Source organism: Paraburkholderia sp. 32 (genome assembly GCF_050435345.1).
GTDB classification, from domain to species: domain Bacteria; phylum Pseudomonadota; class Gammaproteobacteria; order Burkholderiales; family Burkholderiaceae; genus Paraburkholderia; species Paraburkholderia tuberum.
This window is the reverse complement of the sequence record NZ_JBNDKD010000001.1, coordinates 104196-129130: the sequence shown is the minus strand read 5'-3', so window position 1 is coordinate 129130 and position 24935 is coordinate 104196. Positions and strand designations below refer to the sequence as shown.

Here is a 24935-nt window from a genome sequence, read left to right as displayed (position 1 = left end):
CGGGCATGGCGCATGCACATCCGACGCGCAACGCGCGTGGACATCGAGCTGCTCACGGCAGCGCACGACTCACCAAGGATCGAAAACATGAAAGCCGTCAGAATCGGTTCGCCCGCCACAGTCGATAGCCTGCAGGTCGTCGATCTCGCCGATCCCGGTCAGCCCGAGGCCGGGCAGATTCGCGTGCGCATTCGCGCTAGTTCGTTGAACTACCACGACTACGGCGTCGTCAGCGGCAATCTGCCGGCCGAAGCGGGCCGCATCCCGATGGCCGATGGCGCGGGCGTCGTCGAAGCGGTCGGCGCAGGCGTGCGCGAATTCAAGGCCGGCGATCACGTCGTGTCCTGCTTCTTCCCACACTGGGAAAACGGTTCGCCCGCGATCGGCGATTTTGCGACCACCCCCGGCGACGGCGTCGACGGCTACGCGCGCGAAGTCGTCGTGCTGCCGAGCCACTACTTCACGCGCGCGCCGGCCGGCTACAGCCACGCCGAAGCGGCGACGCTGACCACGGCGGGGCTGACCGCGTGGCGCGCGCTGGTCGTCGATGGTCAGTTGAAGGCAGGCAGCAGCGTGCTCGTGCTCGGCACCGGCGGCGTGTCGATCTTCGGCTTGCAGATGGCGAGGGCGATGGGGGCATCGGTGATTGCGACGTCGTCGTCGAATGCGAAGCTCGCGAAGCTGCGCGAACTGGGTGCCGACCATACGATCAACTATCGCGACAATCCCGAATGGGGCAAAGAAGTGCGTCACATCACCAACGGGCGCGGCGTCGATCACGTGGTCGAAGTGGGTGGTCCCGGCACGCTGCCGCAGTCGATCACCGCATGCCGCATCGGCGGGCACATCGCGCTGATCGGCGTGCTGACCGGCCGCGCGGGTCCGGTGCCGACCGCGCATCTGATGGCGCGGCAACAGCGTCTGCAAGGGCTGATCGTCGGCAGCCGGCAGGATCAGATCGACATGGTGCGCGCGCTGGAGACCACGGGCATCAAGCCGGTGATCGACAGCACGTTCGCGCTGGACAAGCTCGCCGACGCGTTCCGGCACGAGGCATCGGGTGCGCACTTCGGCAAGATTTGTGTGGCGATCTGAGATTCAACGCTCGCGCCCGGCCCGCATGACCCGCGGGATCGCTAGGGCCTGTTCACGCTAATAACGGGCTTGCGAACGTGCCTTTGCGCGCGTAGTGCAAGGAGAGAGGAGCGCCGTTTGGCCGAGCCAAACAAGCGACGACCGACGCCGCAATACGGGCGCAAAGGCACGTTCCCCTGTTTTAAAAAAACCTTCAAGGGGCTGGCCGCCAGAAGGGCCGATCGCCGCGTCATGCTCCTTGCGAATACGTCGAGTATTCGTTGCGTCGCAATCCTTGCGCTCGGCCCTTCTGGCGGCCAGCGCAAGCCCGTTATTAGCGTGAACAGGCCCTAGCTCAGATGCCCCTCGCGAGGTCCGCGAAACAGACACCCGTCGCCTCGCAGGCCTGCGTGAACCCTTCGTCGTAACTCGTGAAAAACAGAGTGCGCGTCGTGCCGAGCGTTCTGAACAGCTCGGCGAGCACCGCGCGCGCTGACGCGTCGAGTCCGCCGGCCGGTTCGTCGGCGATCAGCACGCGGGTTTCGCCGAGCGCGGCCGCCGTCAGAAACACCTTTTTGCGGCTGCCATACGACATCTGCTCGAAACGTTTGTCCAGATGCGGCGCGAGGCCGAAGCGTTCGGCGAGCGCGAGCACGTCGTCGGTCAGAGCGGTGTGCCGCGCCGCCGCAACCTGCCGCAGATAATCGCGGCCGGTCTGATCGGGCCAGCTCATGCTGTCTTCCGGCACATACGTGAGCAGCGCTTGCGCGGCATGCGGCGCGGCGCGCAGCGAATGACCGCCGAGCCATACGTCGCCGGTGTCGGGTTCGAGCGCGCCGGCGAGGATGGCGAGCAACGTCGATTTGCCGCTGCCGGATTCATCGTTCAACGCGACGCAGCCGGACGTCGCGTCGAAGTGCAGTCCTTCGAACAGGACGCGGTCGCTATAGCGCTTGCTGAGGTTGTCGAATCGAAGCATGGGTTGGCGCGCAGAGGGCGATGTGAACGCGGCGCAGGATTGCGCCACGCCTCGTGCATGCCGTGCGGGATCTGCGCCACGGCAATTTCGCGCCAGTGTAGCAGCGCGCGCCTGGTTCGTTCGCGCCGTTACGCAGACGTCGGCGTCTCCAGCAAGAACTCCACCATCCGATCACACACGCGTTCGAACATCTGCGTGCCCGTCACGGTCGGGCAACCGCGCGCGCGTGCCGCTTCGATCAGCGGCGTAAGTGGCGGTTTCGTTACGACATCGCCGACAAAAGTCGTGGCCGGCAAGCGCGCGACGTCGATCGGCAACGAATCGCCCGCGCGCATGCCGAGCGGCGACGCGTTGACGACCACGTCATACGGACTCGGGTCGAGGTCGGCCGCCGCACCGCGCGCCGTGCCTCGGCCGAGCGCATTGAGCCGTGCGGTCAGCGAGTCGGTGCGTTCGACGTCGTTGTCGCGCACGTCGAGCGAGCCGACGCCGCGCTGAATCAGCGCATGGCCGATCGCCGAGCCCGCGCCGCCCGCGCCGACCAGCAGCGCGCGCTTGCCCCGTAGTTCGCAGCCCGCCGCGACGAGCGCCGCAACGAAGCCGGTGCCGTCGAACATGCCGCCATGCCAGCCGCCATCGGCGTTGCGGCGCAGCGTGTTGACCGCGCCAAGGAACGCGGCTTCTTCGGCGAGCGTCGCGCAATAGCTCGCCGCGGTGAATTTGTGCGGCACCGTGATGATCACGCCGTCGACGTTGCGCATCGGCGCGATGCCCGCGAAAAAAGCCGGCAGATCGGCTGGCGCGACGTGCGCGGGCACCACCAGCGCATCGCAGCCGGCCGAACGCAACGCGGCGGTCACGCCGGACGGCGAGCGCACCTGCGCAATCGGATCGCCGACGATGAAATACACGCGCGTCGCGCCGCTCAGACCCGCGTCGAGCGACGCCGCGAAGGAAGGGGTTTCAGCCCGCTGCATGATCGAATCTCCTGAGTGCAGCATAGGAAAGAACCGTCGACGCCGCTCGGCGCCGGCGCCCAAAAAGCAGAACCTGAGAGAAAGTGCCGATGACGCGAACGGGTCCGTAGAGAGCCGTCGCTCATCCTGCCAGCTGATTCCAAAATCCTGACTTAATCGTGGCCTATTTTCAGATCATTTAGGTCCGTCTAATTACGCTTTGTCAGTAATTGTGACTGATTTTAATTGGGGTGCGGTTAGATATAGACATTAAAAACACGCGCTGCTTTTTACGCTGATAAACTGTGCGCGGAGCCAAGGCGGCGACGCCCTACGCGCGCTTGCCGCGTCCCCTTCCGGCGTGTCGATGGCCGGATAGATGGTACAAATAGGCCTTTTCCGCGGCTTTGACAGACGCGTACCGCCGGCATAGTACCTTCGGCTAACGCGGCTCACCGGGACGCACAGATCGTCGTCCTTCTGAATTGTCCTTTGAGCCTCGCCGTGTGGCGCTTCGCCCCCAGCCGATTTTCCGCAGACTCCGCCTTCCGATTTCGACAGGTAAGTTTGACAGAAAGCTTGATTAAGTAAGGGCTTGTTCAAGTCCGCATTTTGGAAATGACTCATGAAGCCGGGAAATAATTCGCTTGGGAAAAAGCGCGCACGCAAAATTGCGGTCGCGGCTGCGGCGGTGCTGATCGCGGTGTTGGTCGGTTGGGGCGTCTGGTATATCCAGCATCGCGCCGAGCCGCAGGCGCCGGCGCTGAGCGGCATTGCGAGCCAGATGCGTCACGATGCATCCGCGTGGACGCATGCGGAGAAGGATGCGTCGACGATGCTGCGCGACATTCACGACACCAACGTCGCGGCGATCGGCGTGAGTCCCAACGCGATTCTGGTGTCGCTGCGTGACGGCTCGAAGTACTTCGTCACCGATCACAACGCAACCTTCTCGCACGCGCTGCTGCTGGGCGAGCGCTCCGACGCCGCCGCGTATCAGCTCGTATGGCTGCCCGACGTCGACATCCACAGCGACGGTGCACGCTGGACCCAACTGTTCGACCAGTTCCGCGACGCGCTGAGCGTGCTGCTGCCGCTCGTGCTGATCGGCGGCATGGCGGTGGTTCATGCGACGCGAGATGAAGGGCGGCGCGAAGCTGCTCAGCGAAACACCGACGCTGCGTTTCGACGACGTGATCGGCGCGAACGAAGCGAAGGCCGCGCTCGCCGACATTCGCGGTTACCTGTCCGATCCGAAGCAGTTCTCGTCGCTGGGCGTGCGCGCGCCGTGCGGCATCCTGATGGTGGGCGCGCCCGGCGTCGGCAAGACGCGGCTCGCTCAGGCGCTGGCCGGCGAATGCGGCGCGAACTTCATTTCGATCACGGGCAGCTATTTCAGCGCGAAGTACTACGGTGTCGGTATCCAGAAGGTGCGGCACCTGTTCGAACTCGCGCGCAAGAATGCGCCGACGGTCATCTTCATCGACGAAGCGGACGGTCTCGCGAAACGAACCGACACCGGCGGTGGTCCGGTCGAAGCCGAAAGCAACCGGATCATCAACCAGCTGCTCGCGGAGATGGACGGCTTCGAGTCGAACGAGGGCGTGATCGTCGTGGCCGCGACCAACCATCCCGACAATCTGGACGAAGCATTGCGCCGTCCCGGCCGTTTCGATCGCACGGTGCAGGTGCGTCTGCCGGATCGCGAAGACCGCGCCAAGATTTTCCGTTTCTACGCGCAGCGGCTGAAATCGAAGGCGGCGGATATCGACTACGACCAGCTCGCGCGTTTGACGACTGGACTGTCGCCGGCCACCGTCGCGATGGTCGTGAATCAGGCGGGGCTGATCGCGCGCAAGGCGGGCGATAACGAAATCGCCGCGAAGCACTTCATGGAAGCGATCAAGATCGCGCGCATCGGCGACGTGAGCGGCGCCGAGCGCGCACTCACCGAGGACGAGCGCAGGCGCATCGCGGTGCATGAGGCGGGTCATGGTCTGGTCGCGGCGCTGCTTGGCACCGGCGTGCTCGAGGAAGTGACGATTCTGCCGCGTGGCGGCGCGCTTGGCGTCGCGCTGATCACGAAGGCGCAGGACAAGCACCTGTACCGCGAAACGGAAATCCGCAACGAGATCCAGGTGCTGCTCGGCGGACGCAACGCGGAGATTCTGATGTTCTCCGAAGCATCGAGCGGCGCCGCGTCGGACTTGCAGGAGGCCTCGCGTATCAGCCTCGACATGGTGTCGAAGTTCGGCTTCAACAGCGACGGCGATCTGTTCAGTCTCGCGGCGCTGCCGTCGCAGTATGCGGGCCTGCAAATGAAGAGCGCAATCGAGCATGCGAACGTGCTGCTCAAGGAGCTCAACGAACTTTGCTACGGGCTACTGCACGCGTACGAGCCGGTACTGCGCGACATTTCGGACCAGTTGCTCGAGCACGAGACCGTACCCGGGGACACCGTTTATCGGTTCATCGCCGAGCACAAGAGCACGCTGAAGATCGTGCACGAGCCTGCGGCGGCTTGACGGGCCTGATGATGCGCTACGCGAAGTCCGACGATCCCGGGGCGGCCGGGTGGTGAGGCCGAATGATAGCGTGAGGCGCGTAGCCGGATAGATCGGCGACCTGGTTCGATCTGTCAGGCTACGTCGGAAGCGACGTTCTCCGCCGCTTTCAATACCGATTCGCCGCGCGTCTTCACTCGCAAAATCGGCGCCTCGATCAACCGCCACGACAGCACCGCAATGCCAAGCGAAATCGCAAACGACGCGACGATGCCAAGCATGTGTGCCCACATCGGCACGCTGCCGCCAAACAACGCCTCGGCGTGACGGTTACGCGTCAGATCGGGGATCAGGTTGTGATACAGATAGAAGCCGTAACTGATACGCCCAAGACCGGCGAGCCAACGCGTCTGTAGCAGACCCATCACGGCAGCATTGCGGCAACACGCGATCGAAGCCACCAGCGCCGCGATACCGATCCCGTACGTTGCGCTGATCGCGGTAAACAGCAAGGGATCGTCGAGCATGTTCCACTTCGGCTCGGCCGCGCACAAACCGATCACGACCAGACTCAGCGCGAACAGCGTCAGGCCATGACCGAGCCAGGCACGCACGCGGCCGCGATCGTCCTCGATCACCAGACCACCGATGCCGCCCAACGCGAGCAACCAGACATTGCTCAACGGGTGCGTATAGATCGTGATCTCATCCCAATGCGCGGCGCGCATCGCGAACAGCGCGGCAAGGCCGAGCGCCACGATCGCCCAACATGCCGCTCGATGTCGCCGCGTCGCGAGCAGCAGCAAAAACGGCGCAACGACGAGATAGAACTGCTCCTCGATCGCGAGGCTCCACAAGTGCGAATAGCGGCCCGGCCAGTAACGCAGCACCGAGCCGATCCAGAAGTTGGACAGATACGCGAAGTGAAACGGCATGCCGCTCGCCAGTTCCGGATTCGCGAGGCCGAATGCCATCAGCACGCACATCACGACGAGCATCAGGTAATAGATCGGAAAGATGCGCACCGTGCGACGAAACAGAAAGCGCCCGAGCTCGGTGCGGAAACAGCTGTCGCCCTCTTCGATGCGCGCGCGCCGCGACGACAGGATGCCGATGATCAGAAAGCCGCTCAGTGCAAAGAAGATCCACACGCCGAGATGCCCGATTTCGCCGATGTCGCCGAAGAGTCGATGCTGCAGAAACACCATCAGCACAGCGATCGCGCGCAATCCATCGAATCCGGCAATTCTGTTTTTCATAAACCTCTATTCGCAAAGCGGCGGAAAAGCACGAAAACATCGTACGGGGAAAAAATGCGAAAAAAATCGCAGCGCGCGTTCGACGATTTATTTTCGAGGCTCGCGTCCATCCATGAAGACGGGTATCCCTGTTTCGTGCATGAAAAGCCGCAAAACTTTCCGCGTGTTCGCTAAAGACGCGCCGAGTATTACCAGTCGCCAACGACTCCATTTCAGAAAGCCGTTGTGAAAGCGAACATTAGAGGCGAATCGTCAGCGCCTTCGCCTGCGTCATAGGTGATGCATTGAACGATCGAGTCTTTTGTCGTTCGCACAGGTTGGCACGCTGATGCGTGGCCATTCACGTTCTTGCGTGCCGCCAGCGCGCATTCTTCGAGAAGACGAATGGAAACCCCAGGCCGTGGCCGTGGACGATCGGTCGAAGTCGATTTTTTTCGCGGTATCGTGCTGATCGTCATCGTGCTCGATCACATTCCCGGCAGCACGCTATCGCATCTGATGCTGCACGCGTACGCGTTGTGCGATTCGGCCGAGGTGTTCGTGTTTCTCGGCGGCTATGCATCGGCGGCGGCGTATACGGCGGTGCTTGCGCATCGCGGCGAACACGCGGCGCAGCTGCGCTTCCTCAAACGCTGCGGGGAGATCTATCGCGCGTATCTGTTGACGGCGGTGCTGACGCTCGTGTCCGGCGCGATTCTCGCGCTGCTCGATCTGAATCGGCCGATGGTAGAAATGACCGGCTGGCCGCCGTTCGCGTTGCAGCCATGGCGTCAAGCATTCGATATCGCGCTGTTGCGCCGGCAACCGTATCTGTCCAGCGTGCTGCCGATGTACGTGCTGTTCGCGCTATGCGTGCCCGTGATGGTGCCGCTCGCGCGCCGCTCTGTATCGCTCGCGCTCGCGGTGAGCGTCGCGGTGTGGGCCGTCGCGCGGCCGCTCGCCGCGTTATTCAGCATTGACGCTGTCGCCGACTGGGCTTTTAATCCGTTTGCGTGGCAACTGATGTTCATGCTCGGTATGCTGTGCCGCGTGCAGCCGATCAGCGAACGTTTTCATGCGAGCTATGCCGCGCAGTGGCTCACGCGCGTCGCGGTGGTCGCGGTGCTTGGCTTCGCGATGGTCAAACTTTTCGTGCTGACGCAGCCTTTGTCCGGCACGCACAAGCAGAATCTTTCAGTGGAACGTGTGATCAATTTCATCGTCATCGCGTGGCTCGCCGCCCAGTTCGTGCGGATGGGCAGTATCGCGTGGCTAGCGAGGCGGCTGCCCGCCGTCGTGACGGTGGGGCGCACCGGACTCGTGTGCTTCGTGACCGGCACGCTGGTGTCGTTGATCATCGACACGGCGACACCGCACACGTTTCACGGCTTTCGCGCGGTGCTGGTCGGGCTCGGCGGCGACCTCGCGGCGATCGGCGCGCTGCTGATGATCGCGCGCGGCTGGAGCGGCTGGAAAGGGCAGCAGTCGGGCGCACAGGCGAATGGCGCGGGTTGCGGATGACACGACGCGAGCGCCGCGGGCGCATCACGACCACGATGCACACGACGCGCAAGCTCGTTGGACTCGCGACCGTGATGAGCGTCGTCGTGCTCGCGTGGCTCGCGATGCATCGCACGGCCGCGCAGGCCAAAGAGACACCGTTCGCGATGCACTGCGCGGAGTTCGCGGGCGCGGTGCTGTCGCCCGAATTGATCGAGATGCCGACGGCCGGCGCGCTGATCGAAAGCGCGGCAATGATCGGCGCGACCGCGCCGGGCAATCAGCAAGGCGGCGAGTATTGCCGCATCACGGGCCGCATCAAGGCGCTGAATCGGACAACGCCCGACATCCGCTTCGATCTGAATCTGCCGAGTCGCTGGAATGGCCGTGCGTTGCAGATCGGCGGCGGCGGGTACAACGGCGTGGTTGTCAGCGGCACCGGCGTGATGCCGTTCTCGCCGGATCGCGCGCCGCTCGCGCAAGGCTACGCGACGTTCGGTGACGACTCGGGGCATGTCGGCGATTCGTCGCTCGCGGCGTTTGGTCTCGTCGATGAAGCGGTGACGAACTTCGGCTATGCGCATCTGAAGAAAACCCATGACGTCGCGCTCGCGTTGATCGCGCACGCGTACGGCAGGCCGCCGCAGCGCATGTATTTTGCCGGCGGCTCGACGGGGGGCCGCGAAGGCTACACGGTGATGCAGCGCTTCCCCGACGACTACGACGGCGTGATCGCCAATGCGCCCGCGCTGAATTTTTCCGGCGTGCGGCTGATCGGCGTGAAGCTCGGCCAGGCCGAGTACGGTACGCCGGGCGGCTTCGTGCCGCCGACGCTGCTCGAACGCGTCTATCAACGCACGCTCGAGGTATGCGACCGGCTCGACGGCATGGCGGACGGCATCGTCAGCGACGTCGAAGCATGTCGCGCCCACGAAGCGCAAATTGTCGATTCGCTGCGTTGCGCGCTGCGCCTTTCATCTGACGATGCGTGTCTGACCGACGCGCAACTGGCCACCTTGCTGGCGATGCGCGACGGGCTGTCGCTGCCGTATCGGCTCGCGTGGGAGGTGAGCGGCTATCGCGGCTACAACGTGTTCCAGGGCACGCAGCTGACCGGCGCGCTCGGGCTCGCGCATCAGCCGCGGCGTCAACCGGTGCCGACGTTCTATGCGAACGGCTATCTGTTCGCGCAAGGCGACGGCTATCTGCGCTACTTCGTCGCGCGCGACGCGGACTTCGATTCGTTGACGTTCGATCCGCAACGCCCCGGCAAATATCGCGCGCAACTGATCGCGCTGTCGGGCACGATCGGCGCGATGAACCCCGACCTGTCGCGTTACATCGCGCACGGCGGCAAGCTGATCACGCTGCAGGGTCTCGCCGACGAAGTGATCAGCCCGAACCAGACGATCGCATATCACGACGCGCTAGTCGCGCGTTTCGGCAAGGACGAGGTCGATCGCTTCATGCGGCTGTACATGGTGCCGGGGTTTCAGCATGGCAACGGCGTGTTCATTCCATCGGTCGATCTGCTCGGCGCGCTCGACGCGTGGGTCACGCGCGGCATCGCGCCCGAAACGCTGATGGCCACAGATCTCGCCGCGGCGACGAATGGACGCTCGCGGCCGCTGTGCCGCTATCCCGGGTTTCCGCGCTATCTCGGCCGAGGCAATGTAAATCTGGCGAGTAGTTTTGTCTGTGCGCAGCCCTGAGGTCTGAGTCGTCGCAGCGCCTGTTTGGCCGGCGAGCCGCGCTAGAAAACGTGCGGACCGAGCCGGGGCCCACGCCCGACGAGCCGACAGCCCGAGCGCCAGCGCCTTTTCGCGCACGTAGCGCCGCAACCGCACGATCTGTTCGTCCGCTCGCGTGCGCTGCACGCTTTCGCACTTTCCATTACATTGCGGATGCGGCGCGTTCCTTCGCGCCGTTTCCTGTCATTCAACAGCGGTGTCGGCCATCATCGAGTCCATGCAGCCAATCGTTTCGGTCAAGAATCTGTCGAAAACCTATGCCAGCGGTTTTCAGGCACTGAAGAACATCAATCTGGCGATCCACCGTGGAGAAATCTTCGCGCTGCTCGGGCCGAACGGCGCGGGCAAGACCACGCTGATCAGCATCGTCTGCGGCATCGTCAACGCGAGCGAAGGCGGCGTGACGGTGGACGGCCACGACATCGGCTCCAACTATCGCGCGGCCCGCTCGCTGATCGGCCTCGTGCCGCAGGAGTTGACCACGGACGCGTTCGAAACCGTCTGGGCCACCGTGTCGTTCAGCCGCGGCCTGTTCGGCAAGCCGAAGAACCCCGCTTACATCGAGAAAGTGCTGCGCGACCTGTCGCTATGGGAGAAGCGCGACAACAAGATCATCACGCTGTCGGGCGGCATGAAGCGGCGCGTGTTGATCGCGAAGGCGCTGTCGCACGAGCCGCGCGTGCTGTTTCTCGACGAGCCGACCGCCGGCGTCGACGTCGAGCTGCGGCGCGACATGTGGAAGCTCGTGCGCTCGCTCGCGGCGAGCGGCGTGACGATCATCCTGACCACGCATTACATCGACGAAGCCGAGGAGATGGCCGACCGCATCGGCGTGATCAACGCGGGCGAAATCATGCTGGTCGAAGAGAAGACCGAGCTGATGCGCAAGCTGGGCACGAAGCAGTTGACGCTGCAACTGGAGAGCCCCCTCGACACGGTGCCGGCTTCGCTCGCCGGCTACGGGCTCGCGGTCGCGAACGGCGGCAACGAACTGACCTACACCTATGAAGGCGAGGGCGGGCGCACCGACATCATCGCGCTGCTGAAATCGCTCGACGACGCCGGTATCCGCTTCAAGGACCTGCACACCACGCAGAGTTCGCTCGAAGACATTTTCGTCAGTCTGCTGCGGGGGAACCCATGAACATCTATGCAATGCGCGCGATCTACAAGTTCGAAATGGCGCGCACGTGGCGCACGCTGATGCAAAGCATCATCGCGCCGGTGATTTCCACGTCGCTGTACTTCGTCGTGTTCGGCTCGGCGATCGGCTCGCGTATCAAGGAAGTGGAGGGCATCAGCTACGGCGCGTTCATCGTGCCGGGTCTGATCATGTTGTCGCTGCTGTCGCAAAGCATCGCGAACGCGTCGTTCGGGATTTACTTCCCGCGTTTCACGGGCACGATCTACGAGCTGCTGTCGGCGCCCGTATCGTATCTGGAGATCGTCGTCAGCTATGTGGGCGCGGCGGCCACCAAGTCGATCCTGCTCGGGCTCATCATTCTCGCGACCGCCGCGCTGTTCGTGCCGTTGCAGATCATGCATCCATTATGGATGGTGCTGTTTCTCGTGCTGACGGCCGTCACGTTCAGTCTGCTCGGCTTCATCATCGGCATCTGGGCGGACAGCTTCGAGAAGCTGCAACTGGTGCCGCTCCTGATCGTCACGCCGCTCACGTTTCTCGGCGGCGCCTTCTATTCGGTGGACATGCTGCCGCCGTTCTGGCACGCCGTCACGCTGTTCAATCCGATCGTTTATCTGGTCAGCGGATTTCGCTGGAGCTTCTACGAGTTGGGCGACGTCGGCGTCGGCCTGAGTCTCGGCATGACACTGCTGTTCCTCGCGGTGTTCCTCGTGATCGTCGGCTGGATCTTCAGGACCGGCTATCGCTTGAAAAGCTGATAAGACCGCGCGATTAGCAGAGGGCGCGACAGCGAAAAGCCGTCGCGCCCTCTTCATCGATACGCGCAGACGCCGACTACAACAGATACGCCTGCGCGACATTGATCAACTGCACGCGGTTGCGCACGTTGAACAGCTGCCGCAAGCGCCGCAGATGATAGTCGACGTTATGCGGCGAGAGCCCGAGGAAATACGCGATTTCCTTGTCGCGCTGCCCCTGCACGACCGCCTTCAGCACCGCGTGCTGCAGCGTGCTCAGCGCGACGCGCTGCTGCTGCGCGGGCGCGATGCCGATCACGCTTTTCGCGTGCATCCAGATGAACTCATGAATCGAGTGCGCGAACATCAGCGTTTCCGCGACGATCGATTCGGTCATCCAGCGCGGGTTGCCGATCTCCGAATTGAAGCACAGGCTCGCGCTCAGCTCCGGCTCCGGCAGCGGCATCTGCGTGAGAATGCCGCTCTTGCGGCCGGTCGCCTCCAGCATGTCGATCAGCGCGCCGAGCCGCTCGCTGCGCAGCTGCGCGCGCGGCAGGTCGGCGCGCAGGTCGGCGGTATTCCACAGAAACGGCATGCCGGTCGGCGACGCGAGCGCGACGCGCGGATCGAGCTCGAAATAGCGCTCGCGGAAATAGCGCGTGAGCCAGGCCTGCGACTCGTAGCTCGTCAACACGAACATCGTCTTGTGATGCGAAGACGTGCGCGTGGCGGTATAGCTGAACGAGTCGAAGCCCAATTGCCTGATGCGCTGTCGCACGAACTCCATGCGGTCCTGCGCGCTGCCGAACCGTCCGAGCGGACCGATCAGCGGCGCGGCCCGCCGCGCCGCGGGCGACGGCGTGCCGATTTCTTCCTCGGTGAACAGAGTCAGAAAGCCACTGCGACCCGCACCATTCGTGGCGCGGGGAGACATCTTCACTGCTTCAGCCGCGTGGGCTGATTGCGCGGCGTGCCGCGCGCCGGCCGGGTAAGCCGGTTGGGCGGATGCCGCTCTCGGGTGTGCTGCCGACGCGTGCCCGGCTTCGCCTTGCGGCGAGCCGGTCAGCCATTGCGGCAGCGTATCGCATTCATGTTCCATGAAACGGTAGCTCCGGCGTTCTAAACGCGTGAAAGACGACAACCTCAATGATTAGCGATTTCGTGAAATGTCGGTAGCCGGTTCCTTGCTATCATTTTTGTGATCTTGCGCTGACAGTGGACCGGCAATACGGGTACGGCGGCGTTTCTCCTTCCATACGGCACCTCCTTCGAGGGGATGTGATGGCACGAATTCCCAAGCTCACGACGACGCTCGCCTACGACCGCTACATGGCCGGCCAGCGACTCGTGTCGAGCGTGGATCGCGAGTGGCGGCATCTGGTGCTGCGCTCGTATCTCGAGCCGGTGCGGCAAGACCTGCTCGAAGCGCCCGGTTTGCGCGACTTCACGCTGATGACGCTCGCGAGCGGCGCCGAGCATCTCGAACGCAACCTCGGCGGAGCTTGGGAAAGCGCCGATATGCGCGTGAACGACCTGTGGTTCGTGCCGCCCACGCCGATCTCGTGGCGCTGGCATTCGATCAGCGACGAGCCGTTGTCTACGTTGCACGTGCACATCGAGCGCGATTTGATCGACAGCGTCGCGCAACAGATGGGGCTCGACGCGTCGCGTGAACTGTCGCTCGGCGACGCGATGCGCTTCAACGATCCGCTGATCGCCGCGATGCTTGCCGCGCTGCATCGCGCCGCCCGCGATCCGGCCGATTCGCGTCTGTATGTCGATACGCTGGCTCACGCGCTCGCCGCGCACCTGCTGCAGCACTATTCGAGCGGCAACGACGCGCGGCGCGGCGGCGCGACGCGGCCCGAACGGCTGGTGCCGCGCCGGATTCGCCGAGTGACCGAGTACATCCGCACCAATCTCGCCGAAGATCTGGCGATCGCCGAACTGGCCGAGCAGGCCGGCCTAAGCAGTTTTCATTTTGCCCGGGTGTTTCGCCGCGAGACCGGGGAGACGCCGCATCAGTTCGTGACGCGCTTGCGGCTCGAGGAAGCGGCGAGGCTGCTGCGCGCCACGGATCGAACCGTGCTGCAAATCGCGCTCGAAGTTGGCTTCGAGAATGCCAGTCATTTCTCCGTGCAGTTCAAGCGTGGCTATGGTGCGACGCCGCTCGCCTACCGGCTGCGCGCTTGAGATGCACGCCGGCTGATGCTTGCCTGCGCACACCGTAACGGCTCGCCTTTCTACAGTCGGAATCACGCACTTGCGCAGTGTGCTTTGCATTGCGCGGCTTGCAAACTACGAACTTTCGTGGCGGCGCGCGGTGCAAACTGGCATGGCACGTGGAGCAAGGCTTCGCGGTTCGGCCGGCCGCCCGCGACCAGGCGTGGTCTAACTGGACTGACCGCGGCGCCGACAACTGTATCTGTCGAAACCTTGCATCGGACGACAGAATCGAACCGCTTTTGAACCCCACATACCGGATAACGCGCCATGACCCGACTCAAGATGACCGCCTGCGGCCACGCCTTCATCGCCGAAACCCATCCCGATGCGCCGCAGACCGTGGCCGCCTTCCTGAAGCTGCTGCCGTACCGGCAGAAGCTGATCCATGTGCGCTGGAGCGGTGAGGGCTGCTGGGTGCCGCTCGGCGAATTCAAGCTCGAGAACGACGGCGTCGCGGTCGGCTTCGAGAATCACACGAGCCATCCATCGGTCGGCGACATCCTGTTCTATCCGGGCGGCTATAGCGAGACCGAGATCATCCTCGCATATGGCTCATGCTGCTTCGCGAGCAAGATGGGGCAACTCGCGGGCAATCATTTTCTGACGATCGTCGAAGGCAAGGAAAAACTGCGCGAGCTCGGCACGAAGGTGCTGTGGGAAGGCGCGCAGGAGGTGGTGTTCGAGAGGCTTTGAGCGAGCCGCATTTCCTTGCTGGGCATACGCGATGCTTGTTTGAAGAGCCGCGTGCGGTCAGGTATCGATCCGGCACCGACCACGCACGTGAGGCACTCGACACCGCCGGCCCGCCCGGCCAGGAGGAGCAAATGCGAGGCATAAATGACAAGGTCCGCGCTGTAGTTTTTGCCATGTCGATCGTGCTGCTCTCGGCTTGCGGCGGGGGCGGTAACGGCAGCGGCGGGTCGAGTAGCGGCGGCAGCACGGCGGCCGAGCCGGCTGGCGGCGTCATGCTGCAGGTCGTGTCGTTCGGCGACAGCCTGTCGGACGTCGGGACTTATGCGCCGCTGGCGAGCGCGGTGGGAGGCGGGCGTTTCACGACCAACCCCGGCCAGGTGTGGTCCCAGCAGGTCGCGCAATACTACGGCGATACGCTCAGCGCCGCGTTCACGATCGATTTCACGCATAAGCTGAGTGCGCAGAGCGGCCTCGGTTACGCGGAAGGGGGCTCGACGGTGGCGACGCCGGCGAACCAGTACGACTATCTGAGCGACGTCATCGGCAACGTCGAAATGCCTGTCAATCAGCAACTGTCGAGCTATCTGAGCGCTCACGGCAGCTTCAACGCCAATCAGCTCGTGCTCGTGTGGGTGGGCGCGAACGATGTGCTCCGCGCCGGCAACCTGCCCGCCGCGGCGCCGATCGTGCAGGCGGCGGCCACGACGCTCGCCCAGCTCGTCGGGCAGATCGTGCAGAACGGCGGCGCGCATGTGGTGGTGATCAATCTGCCGAATATCGGGCTGTCGCCGAAGGGGCTCGCTTCGGCCGATGGTGGCGCGAACCTCACGCAGTTGTCGCAGCTTTTCAACGCTACGTTGAACGCCGCGTTGCAAACCGATGGGCTGCAGTCGAAAGTGATCGAGGTCGATTCGTACACGTGGACGAATCAGGTCATCGGAAGCTTTCAGGCGAACGGTTTTACCGTGTCGAATACGGGGCAGGCCTGCGATCCGAAGAAAACGCCCGATGACACCGCGCTGCTATGTTCGCCGGCGACCTATGTGAGCGCCAATGCGGATCAGACTTACATGTTCGCCGATGATTTGCATCCGACGACGCATATGCATGCGTTGTTTGCGCAGTTCGTCGAGCAGCAGATCGCGCATAGCGGGTTGGGGCGGTGAGGGGAGACTACGGCGGGGCGCGCTATCGGCACCCCGCCCCTGAACCAGGCCGGGGTGCGCACCCCATCAGGTCATCACTTGAACAACTTCATCGCCTGCGTCAGCGTATTGATCACCCCCCAGGCAAGCGGAATCATCACATACACCCAGAACACCGCGAGCATCACCTTGTTGGTCGGATGTACGGTTTGAACGGTCGACATACGGATCTCCTCACGCGCCCTTGGCGACTTGTGCGTCGGTCATGTGGTGCTTCTCATCCACACGCTTGACCAGCAGGTTGCAGATAAAGCCGATTACGAGCAGCACGGCCATGATGTGCACGGTCATCGTGTACGCGTCCGCTTTGGCGACACCGTTCGCGACTTCATATGCGCGGATGTAATTGACGAGCACCGGACCCGCTACACCCGCTGCCGCCCACGCGGTCAGGAGCCGTCCATGAATGCCGCCGACGAACGCCGTACCGAACATGTCGGCGAGATAGGCCGGCACCGTCGCGAAGCCGCCGCCGTACATGGACAGGATGATGCAGTACGTCAGCACGAACAGCGCGATCTGTCCGTTCGCGGCAAAGCTGGGCACGAAGTAGTAGAGCACCGCGCCGAGCACGAAGAAAATGGCGTAGGTGTTCTTGCGACCGATCCAGTCCGATGCCGACGACCACACGAAACGTCCACCCATGTTGAACAGCGACAGCAATCCGACGAAGCCGGCCGCAGCGGACGCCGTCACGGTGTTCTTGAAGCTCTCCTGGATCATCACCGAGGCCTGGCCGAGAACGCCGATCCCGGCCGTCACGTTCAGGAACAGCACGAACCAGATCAGATAGAACTGCGGTGTTTTCAACGCCTGATCGATATGCACGTGGTTGCGCGAGATCAGCCGGTGCTGCGTGACTTCGGGCGGCGTCCAGCCGGCCGGCTTCCAGTCGGCGGGCGGCACGCGGATCGCGAGGGCGCCGACCGTCATCGAGATGAAGTAGACGATGCCGAGCACGACGAAGGTCTCCGCGACGCCCACGCTCGTTGCGCTATGAAAGTGGTTCATCAGCGCGACCGACAACGGCGCCGCGATCATCGCGCCGCCACCGAAGCCCATGATCGCCATGCCGGTCGCCATGCCGCGGCGGTCCGGGAACCAGCGGATCAGCGTCGACACCGGCGACACATAACCGAGCCCCAGCCCGATCCCGCCGATCACGCCGTAACCGAGATATAGCAGCACGATCTGATGCAGATAGACGCCGAGCGCGGACACCAGGAACCCGCCGCCGAAACAGCATGCTGCCGTGAACATGGTGCGGCGCGGACCGACGTGTTCGAGCCATTTGCCCGCGAATGCCGCCGACAAACCGAGGAACACGATCGCGAGCGAAAAGATCCAGCCGAGCGCGGTCAGCGACCAGTCATCTGGCGCGGACTGGGTGATGCCGATCACTTTGGTCAGCGGTCCGTTGAATACCGAGAACGCATAGGCCTGACCGATGCACAGATGCACGGCGAGCGCCGCGGGGGGCACCATCCAGCGCGAAAAGCCGGGCTGTGCGACGGTGGCCTGTTTGGAAAAAAATGGGGCTGAGCCTCGTTGGCCGCCCGGCTCGCTGATGCTACTCATAAGTGGGTCTCCTTACAGTTGTTCTGTTTATCGGCGCTTCGTGCATATACCTTGAGGCGGCGCAGTGTAACTTGCGCACGCCGTCGCGTCATCGCTATATGTACTTTCATTTCATATGACCTGGATCCACGTACCCAAAATCGCGCCTGGCTCGACAATAGGACCTGGACGATGGCTTCGCAATATGAAGCACGCGGACATAAGGTGTGAACCTGGTGAAACGCGGGTATTCTTCACGCGATCGTGCAAATCGTGGGACGCTCCGAGCGGGTTGCGTCGTACTTCTGACTAGATAGAGCCACTATGCAAAGTCAGCAATAAACGAGACGCGCACGACGCGCGGCACAAAACGAAACGGGCCGGCGCGGCTTCTTCGCCGCGCCGGCCCGTCGTGTATCGACGGCGAGTTCCGCCGGTGTCAATCGATCTTGCGCCCGGTCTTCATGCGTGCTGCAACGAGTACCGAGACCAGACAGCCGATCGCCAGATACGCGGCCACCGGATGCCACGAGCCGCCCGCGAAGCTGACCAGCGCGACCGCGATGAACGGCGTGAATCCGCCGCCGACCACGCTCGCCACCTGATAGCCGACACCCGCGCCGCTATAGCGGTACTCGGTGCCGAACAGCTCGGTGAACATCGGCTGCTGGACGCTGACGACCATGTCGTGCGCGATGTTGGCAAGCATCACCGCGAACACGACGATCCATACTGTCGAACGCGCTTCGAGCGCGAGGAAGAACGGCACCGCGCTGAACACGCCGACCAGCGCGCCGATCATATAGATGCGACGGCGGCCGAAGCGATCCGCGAGCCAGGCGAAGCACGGAATCGTCACGCAGCTGAGCGCGCCGACGACGAAGCCGATCGTCAGGAAAAACTCGCGCGGCATGTGCAGGTTCGTGGTCGAGTAGCTCAGTGCGAACGCGGTCACGATGTACATCGTGAACAGCTCGGCGAGCCGCAGCGCGATGATCAGCAGGAAGGCTTTCGGATGGCGCAGCAGCGCTTCGACGATCGGCAGGCGCACACGGCGCTCGCCATGCTGGCCGACTTTCTCGACGAACTCCTGAGATTCCTCCATGCTCGAGCGGATCCAGAGCGCGATCAGCACCAGTACGACGCTGAACAGAAACGGCAGACGCCAGCCCCAGCTGAGGAACGCGGCGTTGTCCATCGAGCGGCTGATCAGCGCGACGAGTCCCGTCGACAGCACGAGCCCGACGCCGTAGCCGACCTGCACGCCGCTGCTGTAGAAGGCCTTCTTTTTCTCGGGCGCGCTTTCGACGGCCATCAACGCCGCGCCGCCCCATTCGCCGCCGACCGCAAAGCCCTGGATTGCGCGCAGCGTGACGAGCAGCACCGGCGCCAACCAGCCGATCGTCGAGAACGCCGGCAGCAGACCGATCGCGGCCGTCGACAGACCCATCATCATCACGGTGAGCACGAGCATGCGCTTGCGTCCGAGCCGGTCGCCGTAATGGCCGAACACGAAGCCGCCGAGCGGCCGGAACAGAAAGCCGACGCCGAAGGTCGCGAACGCGGCAAGCGTGCCCATCGCCGGGCCGACGTTCGGGAAGAACTCGGCGTTGAACACGAGCGCGGCGACGATGCCGTACAACAGGAAGTCGTACCAGTCGACCACGGCGCCGATAAAGCTGCCGAGCGCGGCCTTGCGAGCCCGACTGCGCGCATTGCGGTGAGTGGCCACTGTGGCCTGCGGGTGGGTGGTGCTCATCGAGTCTCCTTCAATGTGATATGTGCTTTAATCGATCGCGCCGCCCGGGCGAGGCTTTCGACGCGATCGATCCGCGCAGGGAATGTCCGGAAGGTTAATGACGCGATCCGGAATTCACAATCCGCATGATGGAGAAAATGCGCGATCATCGCTCGCGGCTGCGCGAATAGCGCGCGTTTTGCGTGTTTACACCGAGCGCCACGCAGAACCGTCGCGGGGAACGATGTGGGCGAACCCACGCAGCGCGCGGCGTGCTAACGTGAAAGTAATCTTAAAAACAACAGTCATTGATATACTACATACCGAATATTGAAAAATGCGGCGTTGCAGCATATGATTGAGGGATCAATCTTCTCAATCATCCGGAGTTACACGTGGAATTCGTGCCTCTTGCGCTGTTCGCCATGGCCGTCGTTGGGTTGGGCTGTGCCGCCACCGTTCTGCTGACCGACTGGATTCCCGAATCGGTCGCTGCACCTGCATCGCAACATGGCCGCTTCGTGGGTCTGGGCGAGCAGCGCGGCAAAACGGCGGCGCCGAATCGCGCGCGTGTTCAAGCAGAGGCGATGAATGTCGTCAGAACTTCCAACTGAAACAGTGGCCACCCCGTTGACCCTGTCGTTGCAGCCAATCGGCGCGAGTGCGAGCTTGCGCGATCAGGCCTATGCGATGCTGCGTCAGGCAATCGCCGACGCGGATATCTACCAGAATCGCGAAGAAATCCGTCTCGACGAGCGCGTGCTCAGCGAATCGCTCGGCGTGAGCCGCACGCCGGTGCGCGAAGCGATGACGCTGCTCGAGCAGGAAGGCTTCCTGCGCATGGTGCCGCGGCGTGGCATCTACATCGTGCGCAAGAGCAAACGCGAAATCGTCGAGATGATCCAGATGTGGGCCGCGCTCGAAAGCATGGCCGCGCGGCTCGCCACGCTGCATGCGACCGACGAGGAAATCGGCCGCTTGCGCCATATGTTCGACAATTTCCGCGACACGACGCCGGCCGAGCATATCGCCGAGTATTCGGACGCGAACATCGCGTTTCATCAGGCGATCGTCGAGTTGTCGAAGTCGCAGATCATTCTCGACACGATCAAGAACATCTTCATCCACGTGCGCGCGATCCGGCGCATGACCATCTCGCAGAGCGACCGGGCCGCGCGCTCTATCGTCGATCATCTGCGCATCATCGAGGCGCTCGAAAAGCGCGATACCGAACTCGCCGAGCGGCTCACGCGCCAGCATTCGCTCGATCTCGCGGCGTTCGTCGAAGCCAATTGCGATTTCCTCGATTGATGGCGGCGTAGACGCTGCCTGGCTGCTGATTGCGAAAAGCCCGCGTGTGCAAGCACCGCGGGCTTTTTTGCGTGCGCGCACTTCGAGCGAATGCGCAGGTCGCGCGGCGGCGAACGGCAAACAAAACGAGGTCGCCGCCGCGCTGCGGGATAAACCTTGCTTGACGGTCCTGAAAATATGGTATGTGATATATCAACAATGACCGGTGTAACGCACGACTTGGTGTTTTCCCTTGAAATGACTGCCGCAGAGCCCTGTAGATTCGGCGCAAAGCTGCGGCAGACAAGCTCGAGCAGCACAAACTTCGCGCCGTCTATGTCTCGAAATTGGCCTTGAAGGAATGTGATATATCACATACGGTATCTTCGAAGCCGTGAGACGTCGGTGCAACCGGACGTATATCGAAGCGGACGCGTCCGTCGATAACCGTTGCACATCCGATTGATGAGGAGATGACCATGTCTGCAGTTGTTTCATCCCTGAGTCCGGCCACGGCCACCACGACCGCCGACGACACGCTCAAGCAGAAGACCCGCGACGCGGGCGTCGTGTCAGGCGGCCATCTGGTCGCAAAGGCGCTGAAAAACGAGGGGGTCGACACGATCTTCACGCTGTGCGGCGGCCACATCATCGATATCTACGACGGCTGCGTCGACGAAGGCATCCGCATCATCGACGTGCGCCACGAGCAGGTCGCCGCACACGCGGCCGACGGCTACGCGCGCCAGACCGGCAAGCTCGGCTGCGTGGTGACGACCGCCGGCCCCGGCTGCACGAACGCGGTGACCGGCATCGCGACCGCGTTCCGCTCGGAAAGCCCGATCCTGCACATCGGCGGGCAGGGCGCGCTGACGCAGCACAAGATGGGCTCGCTGCAGGACCTGCCGCACGTCGACATCATGGCGCCGATCACGAAGTTCGCCGCGAGCGTGTCGAGCACCGAGCGCGTCGCGGACATGATCTCGATGGCCGCGCGCGAATGCTTCAACGGCGCGCCCGGTCCCGCCTACCTGGAAATTCCGCGCGACGTGCTCGACCGCGAAGTCGACGTGTCGCGCGCGATCGTGCCGCGGCCGGGCCGCTATCGCGCGTCGACGAAATCGATCGGTGACCCGCGCGACATCGAGAAACTGGCGGACATTCTCGTCGATGCGGAACGCCCCGCGATCCTGTACGGCCAGCAGGTGTGGACCGCGCGCGGTCACGAGGAAGCGATCGCGCTGCTGCGCGGCATCGAGATTCCCGGCTATTTCAATGGCGCGAGCCGCGGGCTGCTGCCGCCGGGCGATCCGCATCATTTCGATCGCACGCGTTCGCAGGCGTTTGCGAATGCCGACGTGCTGATCGTGGTCGGCACGCCGTTCGATTTCCGCATGGGTTACGGCCGACGCATCAGCAAGGAATTGACGCTGGTGCAGATCGATATGGACTATCGAACCGTCGGCAAGAATCGCGATATCGATCTGGGTCTGGTCGGCGATCCGGGCGCGATCCTCGCCGCGGTGCTGCAGGCCGCGAGCGGTCGTATCAAGGACGACAAGCGTCAGGCGCGCCGCAAATGGATGGCGCAGTTGCGCGACGCCGAAGCGAGCGCAACCGAAAAACTGATGCCGCTGTTCCGCTCGAACAGCACGCCGATTCATCCGTATCGTGTCGCGTACGAACTCAACGAATTCCTGTCTGACGACACCGTCTATATCGGCGACGGCGGCGACGTCGTGACGATCTCCGCGCAAGCGGTGCGCCCGCGCCGCCCCGGCCAGTGGATGGACCCCGGCGCGCTCGGCTCGCTCGGCGTCGGCACCGGCTTCGCGCTCGCGGCGAAGCTCGCGCACCCGCACAAGGAAGTGCTCTGCTATTACGGCGACGGCTCGTTCGGCATGACCGCGTTCGACATGGAAACCGCGAACCGCTTCGGCGCACCGTATCTCGCGGTGATCGGCAACAACTCGGCGATGAACCAGATCCGCTACGGCCAGCTTGCCAAATACGGCGAAGAACGCGGCAACGTCGGCAATCTGCTCGGCGACGTGCCGTTCAGCAAATTCGCCGAAATGCTCGGCGGCTATGGCGAGGAAGTGCGCGATCCCGCGCAGATCGCGAGCGCGCTACAGCGTGCGCGCGAAGCGATTCATCGCACCGGCCGCTCGGCGGTGGTCAACATCTGGGTCGACCCGCGCGAGTACGCACCGGGCACGAAGAACCAGACCATGTACAAATAACCCTCATCGTTCAGGAGATACGACATGGCCAAGGCACTCGACGGTGTGCGCATCCTCGATTTCACGCATGTGCAATCGGGGCCGACCTGCACGCAATTGCTCGCATGGTTCGGCGCGGACGTGATCAAGGTGGAACGGGCAGGCGCAGGCGACATCACGCGCGAGCAGCTGCGCGATATTCCCGACGTGGATAGCCTGTACTTCACGATGCTCAATCACAACAAGCGCTCGGTCACGATCGACACCAAGCATCCGGAAGGCAAGCAGGTGCTCGAAGCGCTGATCCAGAAATGCGACGTACTGGTCGAAAACTTCGCACCGGGCGCGCTCGACCGGATGGGCTTTACGTGGGAGCGGATTCAGGAATTGAATCCGCGCATGATCGTCGCCTCGGTGAAGGGCTTCGGTCCCGGTCCTTACGAGGACTGCAAAGTCTATGAAAACGTCGCGCAATGCGCGGGCGGCGCGGCCTCGACCACCGGCTTCGACGACGGCCCGCCGGTCGTGACCGGCGCGCAGATCGGCGACAGCGGCACGGGGCTGCATCTCGCGCTCGGCATCGTCACTGCGCTCTATCAACGCACGCATACCGGACGCGGCCAGCGCGTGCTCGCGGCCATGCAGGACGGCGTGCTCAATCTGTGCCGCGTCAAACTGCGAGACCAGCAGCGGCTCGACCGTACCGGCGTGATGAAGGAGTATCCGCAATATCCGAACGGCACGTTCGGCGAAGCGGTGCCGCGCGCGGGCAATGCGTCGGGCGGCGGCCAGCCGGGCTGGATTCTGAAATGCAAAGGGTGGGAGACCGACCCCAACGCCTATATCTACTTCATCACGCAGGCGCCCGTGTGGGCGAAGATCTGCAACGTGATCGGCAAGGAGGAGTGGGCCACGGACCCCGACTACGCGACGGCGCCCGCGCGCCTGCCGCGATTGAAGGAGATCTTCGCCGAAATCGAACGCTGGACGATGACGAAGACCAAGTTCGAGGCGATGCAGATCCTGAACGAATACGACATTCCGTGCGGCCCGATCCTGTCGATGAAGGAAATTGCCGCGGAGCCGTCGCTGCGCAAAACCGGCACGATCGTCGAAGTCGATCATCCGAAGCGCGGCAAGTATCTGACAGTGGGCAATCCCATCAAGCTGTCCGACAGCCCGACCGACGTCGAACGCTCGCCGCTGCTTGGCGAACATACCGATGAAGTGATGGCCGAGCTCGGTTATTCGGCCGAGCAGATCACGGCGCTGCGCACGGCGGGCGCAATCTAGGAGCGAGGCATGCAGACGTGGATGCGGTTCATGTCGGGCGACGGCGGCATCGTGTTCGGCCGTGTCGAAGGCGCCTATCTGCACGAGTACGAAAGTCTCGCGCAGCCGGTGCCGACCGGCGCCGTACTGTCGCTGCGCGCATTGACGCCGTTGGCGCCGTGCGCGCCCGGCAAGATCGTCGCGCTGTGGAATAACTATCACGCGCTCGCGGCGAAGCTCGACAAACCCGTGCCCACGCATCCGCTGTTTCTGCTGAAGCCGGCGGCGTCGGTGATCGGCGCGGGCGAGCCGATCCGCCGGCCGCGTCACTACGCGGGCAAGATCGTCTACGAAGGCGAACTCGGCATCGTGATCGGCCAGCGTTGCCGCGACGTGGATGCGCAACAGGCGGAGGCGGCGATCTTCGGCTACACGCTCGTCAACGACGTCACCGCCGCCGATCTGCTTAACGAGAATCCGCATTTTCCGCAGTGGTGTCGCGCGAAGAGCTTCGATACCTTCTGTTGCCTGGGTCCGGCCATCGTCTCCGGTTTCGACTGGCGGGCGGCGCGCCTCCTGACCACGCTCGACGGCGCCGAGCGTCAGAACTATCCGCTCGCCGATATGGTCTTTTCGCCGGCCGAGCAGGTGAGTCTGATATCGCAGGATCTGACGCTCGAACCCGGCGACGTGATTGCGTGCGGCACCTCGGTGGGCGTGGGGTCGATCAAGGACGGTGCAACGGTCTCGATCACGATCGATGGGATAGGCACGCTGACCAATACCTTGAGCGCGGCGCAGCGCGACGAGCCACGGCGATCGGGCGATACCGCGAACGTCGGTTGACGA

20 protein-coding genes and 1 pseudogene are annotated in these 24935 nt (G+C 63.5%); 14 read left to right on the top strand and 7 right to left on the bottom strand.

Annotated elements, in window-relative coordinates:
- The first annotated feature begins 87 nt into the window (after positions 1-87).
- Positions 88-1095: a zinc-dependent alcohol dehydrogenase family protein gene (locus OKW26_RS00575; protein WP_090810426.1), complete on the top strand. Its 1008-nt coding sequence runs from the start codon at positions 88-90 to the stop codon at positions 1093-1095.
- Positions 1096-1429: 334 nt separating this feature from the next.
- Here OKW26_RS00575 and OKW26_RS00570 read toward each other — a convergent pair whose 3' ends face one another.
- On the bottom strand, positions 1430-2053 hold the full coding sequence (locus tag OKW26_RS00570) for an ABC transporter ATP-binding protein (protein ID WP_184060463.1): 624 nt from the start codon (positions 2051-2053) through the stop codon (positions 1430-1432).
- A 128-nt stretch (positions 2054-2181) separates the two neighbouring features.
- Entirely contained in the window at positions 2182-3030 is an 849-nt protein-coding gene (locus OKW26_RS00565) for a shikimate dehydrogenase family protein (RefSeq protein WP_429352329.1), read from the bottom strand.
- A gap of 604 nt (positions 3031-3634) precedes the next feature.
- Between OKW26_RS00565 and OKW26_RS00560 the strand changes: the two are divergent.
- Positions 3635-5534, top strand: a pseudogene (locus tag OKW26_RS00560) (ATP-dependent metallopeptidase FtsH/Yme1/Tma family protein).
- Positions 5535-5647: 113 nt separating this feature from the next.
- Here the strand turns inward: OKW26_RS00560 and OKW26_RS00555 are convergent.
- Positions 5648-6772: an acyltransferase family protein gene (locus OKW26_RS00555; RefSeq protein WP_184060469.1), complete on the bottom strand. Its 1125-nt coding sequence runs from the start codon at positions 6770-6772 to the stop codon at positions 5648-5650.
- 384 nt (positions 6773-7156) lie between these two features.
- Between OKW26_RS00555 and OKW26_RS00550 the strand changes: the two genes are divergently transcribed.
- The 4 genes from OKW26_RS00550 (at position 7157) to OKW26_RS00535 (ending at position 11904) form a co-directional block, all read left to right on the top strand.
- The gene (locus OKW26_RS00550) at positions 7157-8272 is read left to right on the top strand and encodes an OpgC domain-containing protein (RefSeq protein ID WP_429352328.1); all 1116 of its coding nucleotides are present in this window, start codon (positions 7157-7159) and stop codon (positions 8270-8272) included.
- A complete protein-coding gene (locus OKW26_RS00545; RefSeq protein ID WP_429352327.1) occupies positions 8269-9963 on the top strand; it encodes a tannase/feruloyl esterase family alpha/beta hydrolase in 1695 nt (564 codons plus the stop codon). The genes OKW26_RS00550 and OKW26_RS00545 overlap by 4 nt, the downstream gene beginning before the upstream one ends.
- Before the next feature lie 256 nt (positions 9964-10219).
- Positions 10220-11146 carry an ABC transporter ATP-binding protein gene (locus tag OKW26_RS00540; protein ID WP_184037299.1) on the top strand — a complete coding sequence of 309 codons (927 nt, stop codon included), beginning with the start codon at positions 10220-10222 and terminating at the stop codon, positions 11144-11146.
- Entirely contained in the window at positions 11143-11904 is a 762-nt protein-coding gene (locus tag OKW26_RS00535) for an ABC transporter permease (RefSeq protein ID WP_184060479.1), read from the top strand. The genes OKW26_RS00540 and OKW26_RS00535 overlap by 4 nt, the downstream gene beginning before the upstream one ends.
- Positions 11905-11980: 76 nt before the next feature.
- Here the strand turns inward: OKW26_RS00535 and OKW26_RS00530 are convergent, their stop codons facing one another.
- Positions 11981-12982: an autoinducer binding domain-containing protein gene (locus tag OKW26_RS00530; RefSeq protein WP_429352326.1), complete on the bottom strand. Its 1002-nt coding sequence runs from the start codon at positions 12980-12982 to the stop codon at positions 11981-11983.
- Positions 12983-13164: 182 nt separating this feature from the next.
- Here OKW26_RS00530 and OKW26_RS00525 point away from each other — a divergent pair, with 182 nt between their 5' ends.
- From OKW26_RS00525 to OKW26_RS00515, 3 genes are all read left to right on the top strand, one after another.
- A complete protein-coding gene (locus OKW26_RS00525) occupies positions 13165-14076 on the top strand; it encodes an AraC family transcriptional regulator (protein WP_184037292.1) in 912 nt (303 codons plus the stop codon).
- A gap of 300 nt (positions 14077-14376) precedes the next feature.
- Positions 14377-14802 (top strand): DUF3830 family protein, encoded by a 426-nt coding sequence (locus tag OKW26_RS00520; protein WP_018424716.1) that lies wholly within the window; start codon positions 14377-14379, stop codon positions 14800-14802.
- A gap of 131 nt (positions 14803-14933) precedes the next feature.
- Entirely contained in the window at positions 14934-15968 is a 1035-nt protein-coding gene (locus OKW26_RS00515; RefSeq protein WP_429352325.1) for an SGNH/GDSL hydrolase family protein, read from the top strand.
- A gap of 74 nt (positions 15969-16042) precedes the next feature.
- Here the strand turns inward: OKW26_RS00515 and OKW26_RS00510 are convergent, their stop codons facing one another.
- From OKW26_RS00510 to shiA, 3 genes are all read right to left on the bottom strand, one after another.
- Positions 16043-16171, bottom strand: a complete 129-nt coding sequence (locus tag OKW26_RS00510; RefSeq protein ID WP_090809263.1) for an MFS transporter small subunit — start codon at positions 16169-16171, stop codon at positions 16043-16045.
- A 10-nt stretch (positions 16172-16181) separates the two neighbouring features.
- Positions 16182-17585, bottom strand: coding sequence for an L-lactate MFS transporter (locus OKW26_RS00505; protein ID WP_187613591.1), 1404 nt, complete (start codon positions 17583-17585; stop codon positions 16182-16184).
- A gap of 418 nt (positions 17586-18003) precedes the next feature.
- Complete coding sequence (shiA, locus tag OKW26_RS00500; protein ID WP_429352324.1) at positions 18004-19323, bottom strand: shikimate transporter; 1320 nt, start codon at positions 19321-19323, stop codon at positions 18004-18006.
- Between the two features lie 374 nt (positions 19324-19697).
- Between shiA and OKW26_RS00495 the strand changes: the two genes are divergently transcribed.
- The 5 genes from OKW26_RS00495 to OKW26_RS00475 all read left to right on the top strand — a co-directional run bounded on the left by OKW26_RS00495 (position 19698) and on the right by OKW26_RS00475 (position 24932).
- Complete coding sequence (locus OKW26_RS00495; protein ID WP_184010619.1) at positions 19698-19916, top strand: hypothetical protein; 219 nt, start codon at positions 19698-19700, stop codon at positions 19914-19916.
- Positions 19894-20613 (top strand): GntR family transcriptional regulator, encoded by a 720-nt coding sequence (locus OKW26_RS00490; RefSeq protein WP_013091210.1) that lies wholly within the window; start codon positions 19894-19896, stop codon positions 20611-20613. Before OKW26_RS00495 ends, OKW26_RS00490 begins: the two co-directional genes overlap by 23 nt.
- 458 nt (positions 20614-21071) lie before the next feature.
- Positions 21072-22835 carry a thiamine pyrophosphate-binding protein gene (locus tag OKW26_RS00485; protein WP_429292371.1) on the top strand — a complete coding sequence of 588 codons (1764 nt, stop codon included), beginning with the start codon at positions 21072-21074 and terminating at the stop codon, positions 22833-22835.
- Positions 22836-22859: 24 nt separating this feature from the next.
- The gene (gene frc, locus OKW26_RS00480; RefSeq protein WP_429352323.1) at positions 22860-24107 is read left to right on the top strand and encodes a formyl-CoA transferase; all 1248 of its coding nucleotides are present in this window, start codon (positions 22860-22862) and stop codon (positions 24105-24107) included.
- 9 nt (positions 24108-24116) lie between these two features.
- Complete coding sequence (locus tag OKW26_RS00475) at positions 24117-24932, top strand: fumarylacetoacetate hydrolase family protein (protein WP_187613597.1); 816 nt, start codon at positions 24117-24119, stop codon at positions 24930-24932.
- Positions 24933-24935 lie beyond the last annotated feature (3 nt).

Excerpts from the sequence above, each read along its gene's own strand:
- OKW26_RS00575 (WP_090810426.1), top strand. The coding sequence starts at position 88 with ATGAAAGCCGTCAGAATCGGTTCGCCCGCCACAGTCGATAGCCTGCAG.
- OKW26_RS00570 (WP_184060463.1), bottom strand. The coding sequence starts at position 2,053 with ATGCTTCGATTCGACAACCTCAGCAAGCGCTATAGCGACCGCGTCCTG.
- OKW26_RS00565 (WP_429352329.1), bottom strand. The coding sequence starts at position 3,030 with ATGCAGCGGGCTGAAACCCCTTCCTTCGCGGCGTCGCTCGACGCGGGT.
- OKW26_RS00555 (WP_184060469.1), bottom strand. The coding sequence starts at position 6,772 with ATGAAAAACAGAATTGCCGGATTCGATGGATTGCGCGCGATCGCTGTG.
- OKW26_RS00550 (WP_429352328.1), top strand. The coding sequence starts at position 7,157 with ATGGAAACCCCAGGCCGTGGCCGTGGACGATCGGTCGAAGTCGATTTT.
- OKW26_RS00545 (WP_429352327.1), top strand. The coding sequence starts at position 8,269 with ATGACACGACGCGAGCGCCGCGGGCGCATCACGACCACGATGCACACG.
- OKW26_RS00540 (WP_184037299.1), top strand. The coding sequence starts at position 10,220 with ATGCAGCCAATCGTTTCGGTCAAGAATCTGTCGAAAACCTATGCCAGC.
- OKW26_RS00535 (WP_184060479.1), top strand. The coding sequence starts at position 11,143 with ATGAACATCTATGCAATGCGCGCGATCTACAAGTTCGAAATGGCGCGC.
- OKW26_RS00530 (WP_429352326.1), bottom strand. The coding sequence starts at position 12,982 with ATGGAACATGAATGCGATACGCTGCCGCAATGGCTGACCGGCTCGCCG.
- OKW26_RS00525 (WP_184037292.1), top strand. The coding sequence starts at position 13,165 with ATGGCACGAATTCCCAAGCTCACGACGACGCTCGCCTACGACCGCTAC.
- OKW26_RS00520 (WP_018424716.1), top strand. The coding sequence starts at position 14,377 with ATGACCCGACTCAAGATGACCGCCTGCGGCCACGCCTTCATCGCCGAA.
- OKW26_RS00515 (WP_429352325.1), top strand. The coding sequence starts at position 14,934 with ATGCGAGGCATAAATGACAAGGTCCGCGCTGTAGTTTTTGCCATGTCG.
- OKW26_RS00510 (WP_090809263.1), bottom strand. The coding sequence starts at position 16,171 with ATGTCGACCGTTCAAACCGTACATCCGACCAACAAGGTGATGCTCGCG.
- OKW26_RS00505 (WP_187613591.1), bottom strand. The coding sequence starts at position 17,585 with ATGAGTAGCATCAGCGAGCCGGGCGGCCAACGAGGCTCAGCCCCATTT.
- shiA (WP_429352324.1), bottom strand. The coding sequence starts at position 19,323 with ATGAGCACCACCCACCCGCAGGCCACAGTGGCCACTCACCGCAATGCG.
- OKW26_RS00490 (WP_013091210.1), top strand. The coding sequence starts at position 19,894 with ATGTCGTCAGAACTTCCAACTGAAACAGTGGCCACCCCGTTGACCCTG.
- OKW26_RS00485 (WP_429292371.1), top strand. The coding sequence starts at position 21,072 with ATGTCTGCAGTTGTTTCATCCCTGAGTCCGGCCACGGCCACCACGACC.
- frc (WP_429352323.1), top strand. The coding sequence starts at position 22,860 with ATGGCCAAGGCACTCGACGGTGTGCGCATCCTCGATTTCACGCATGTG.
- OKW26_RS00475 (WP_187613597.1), top strand. The coding sequence starts at position 24,117 with ATGCAGACGTGGATGCGGTTCATGTCGGGCGACGGCGGCATCGTGTTC.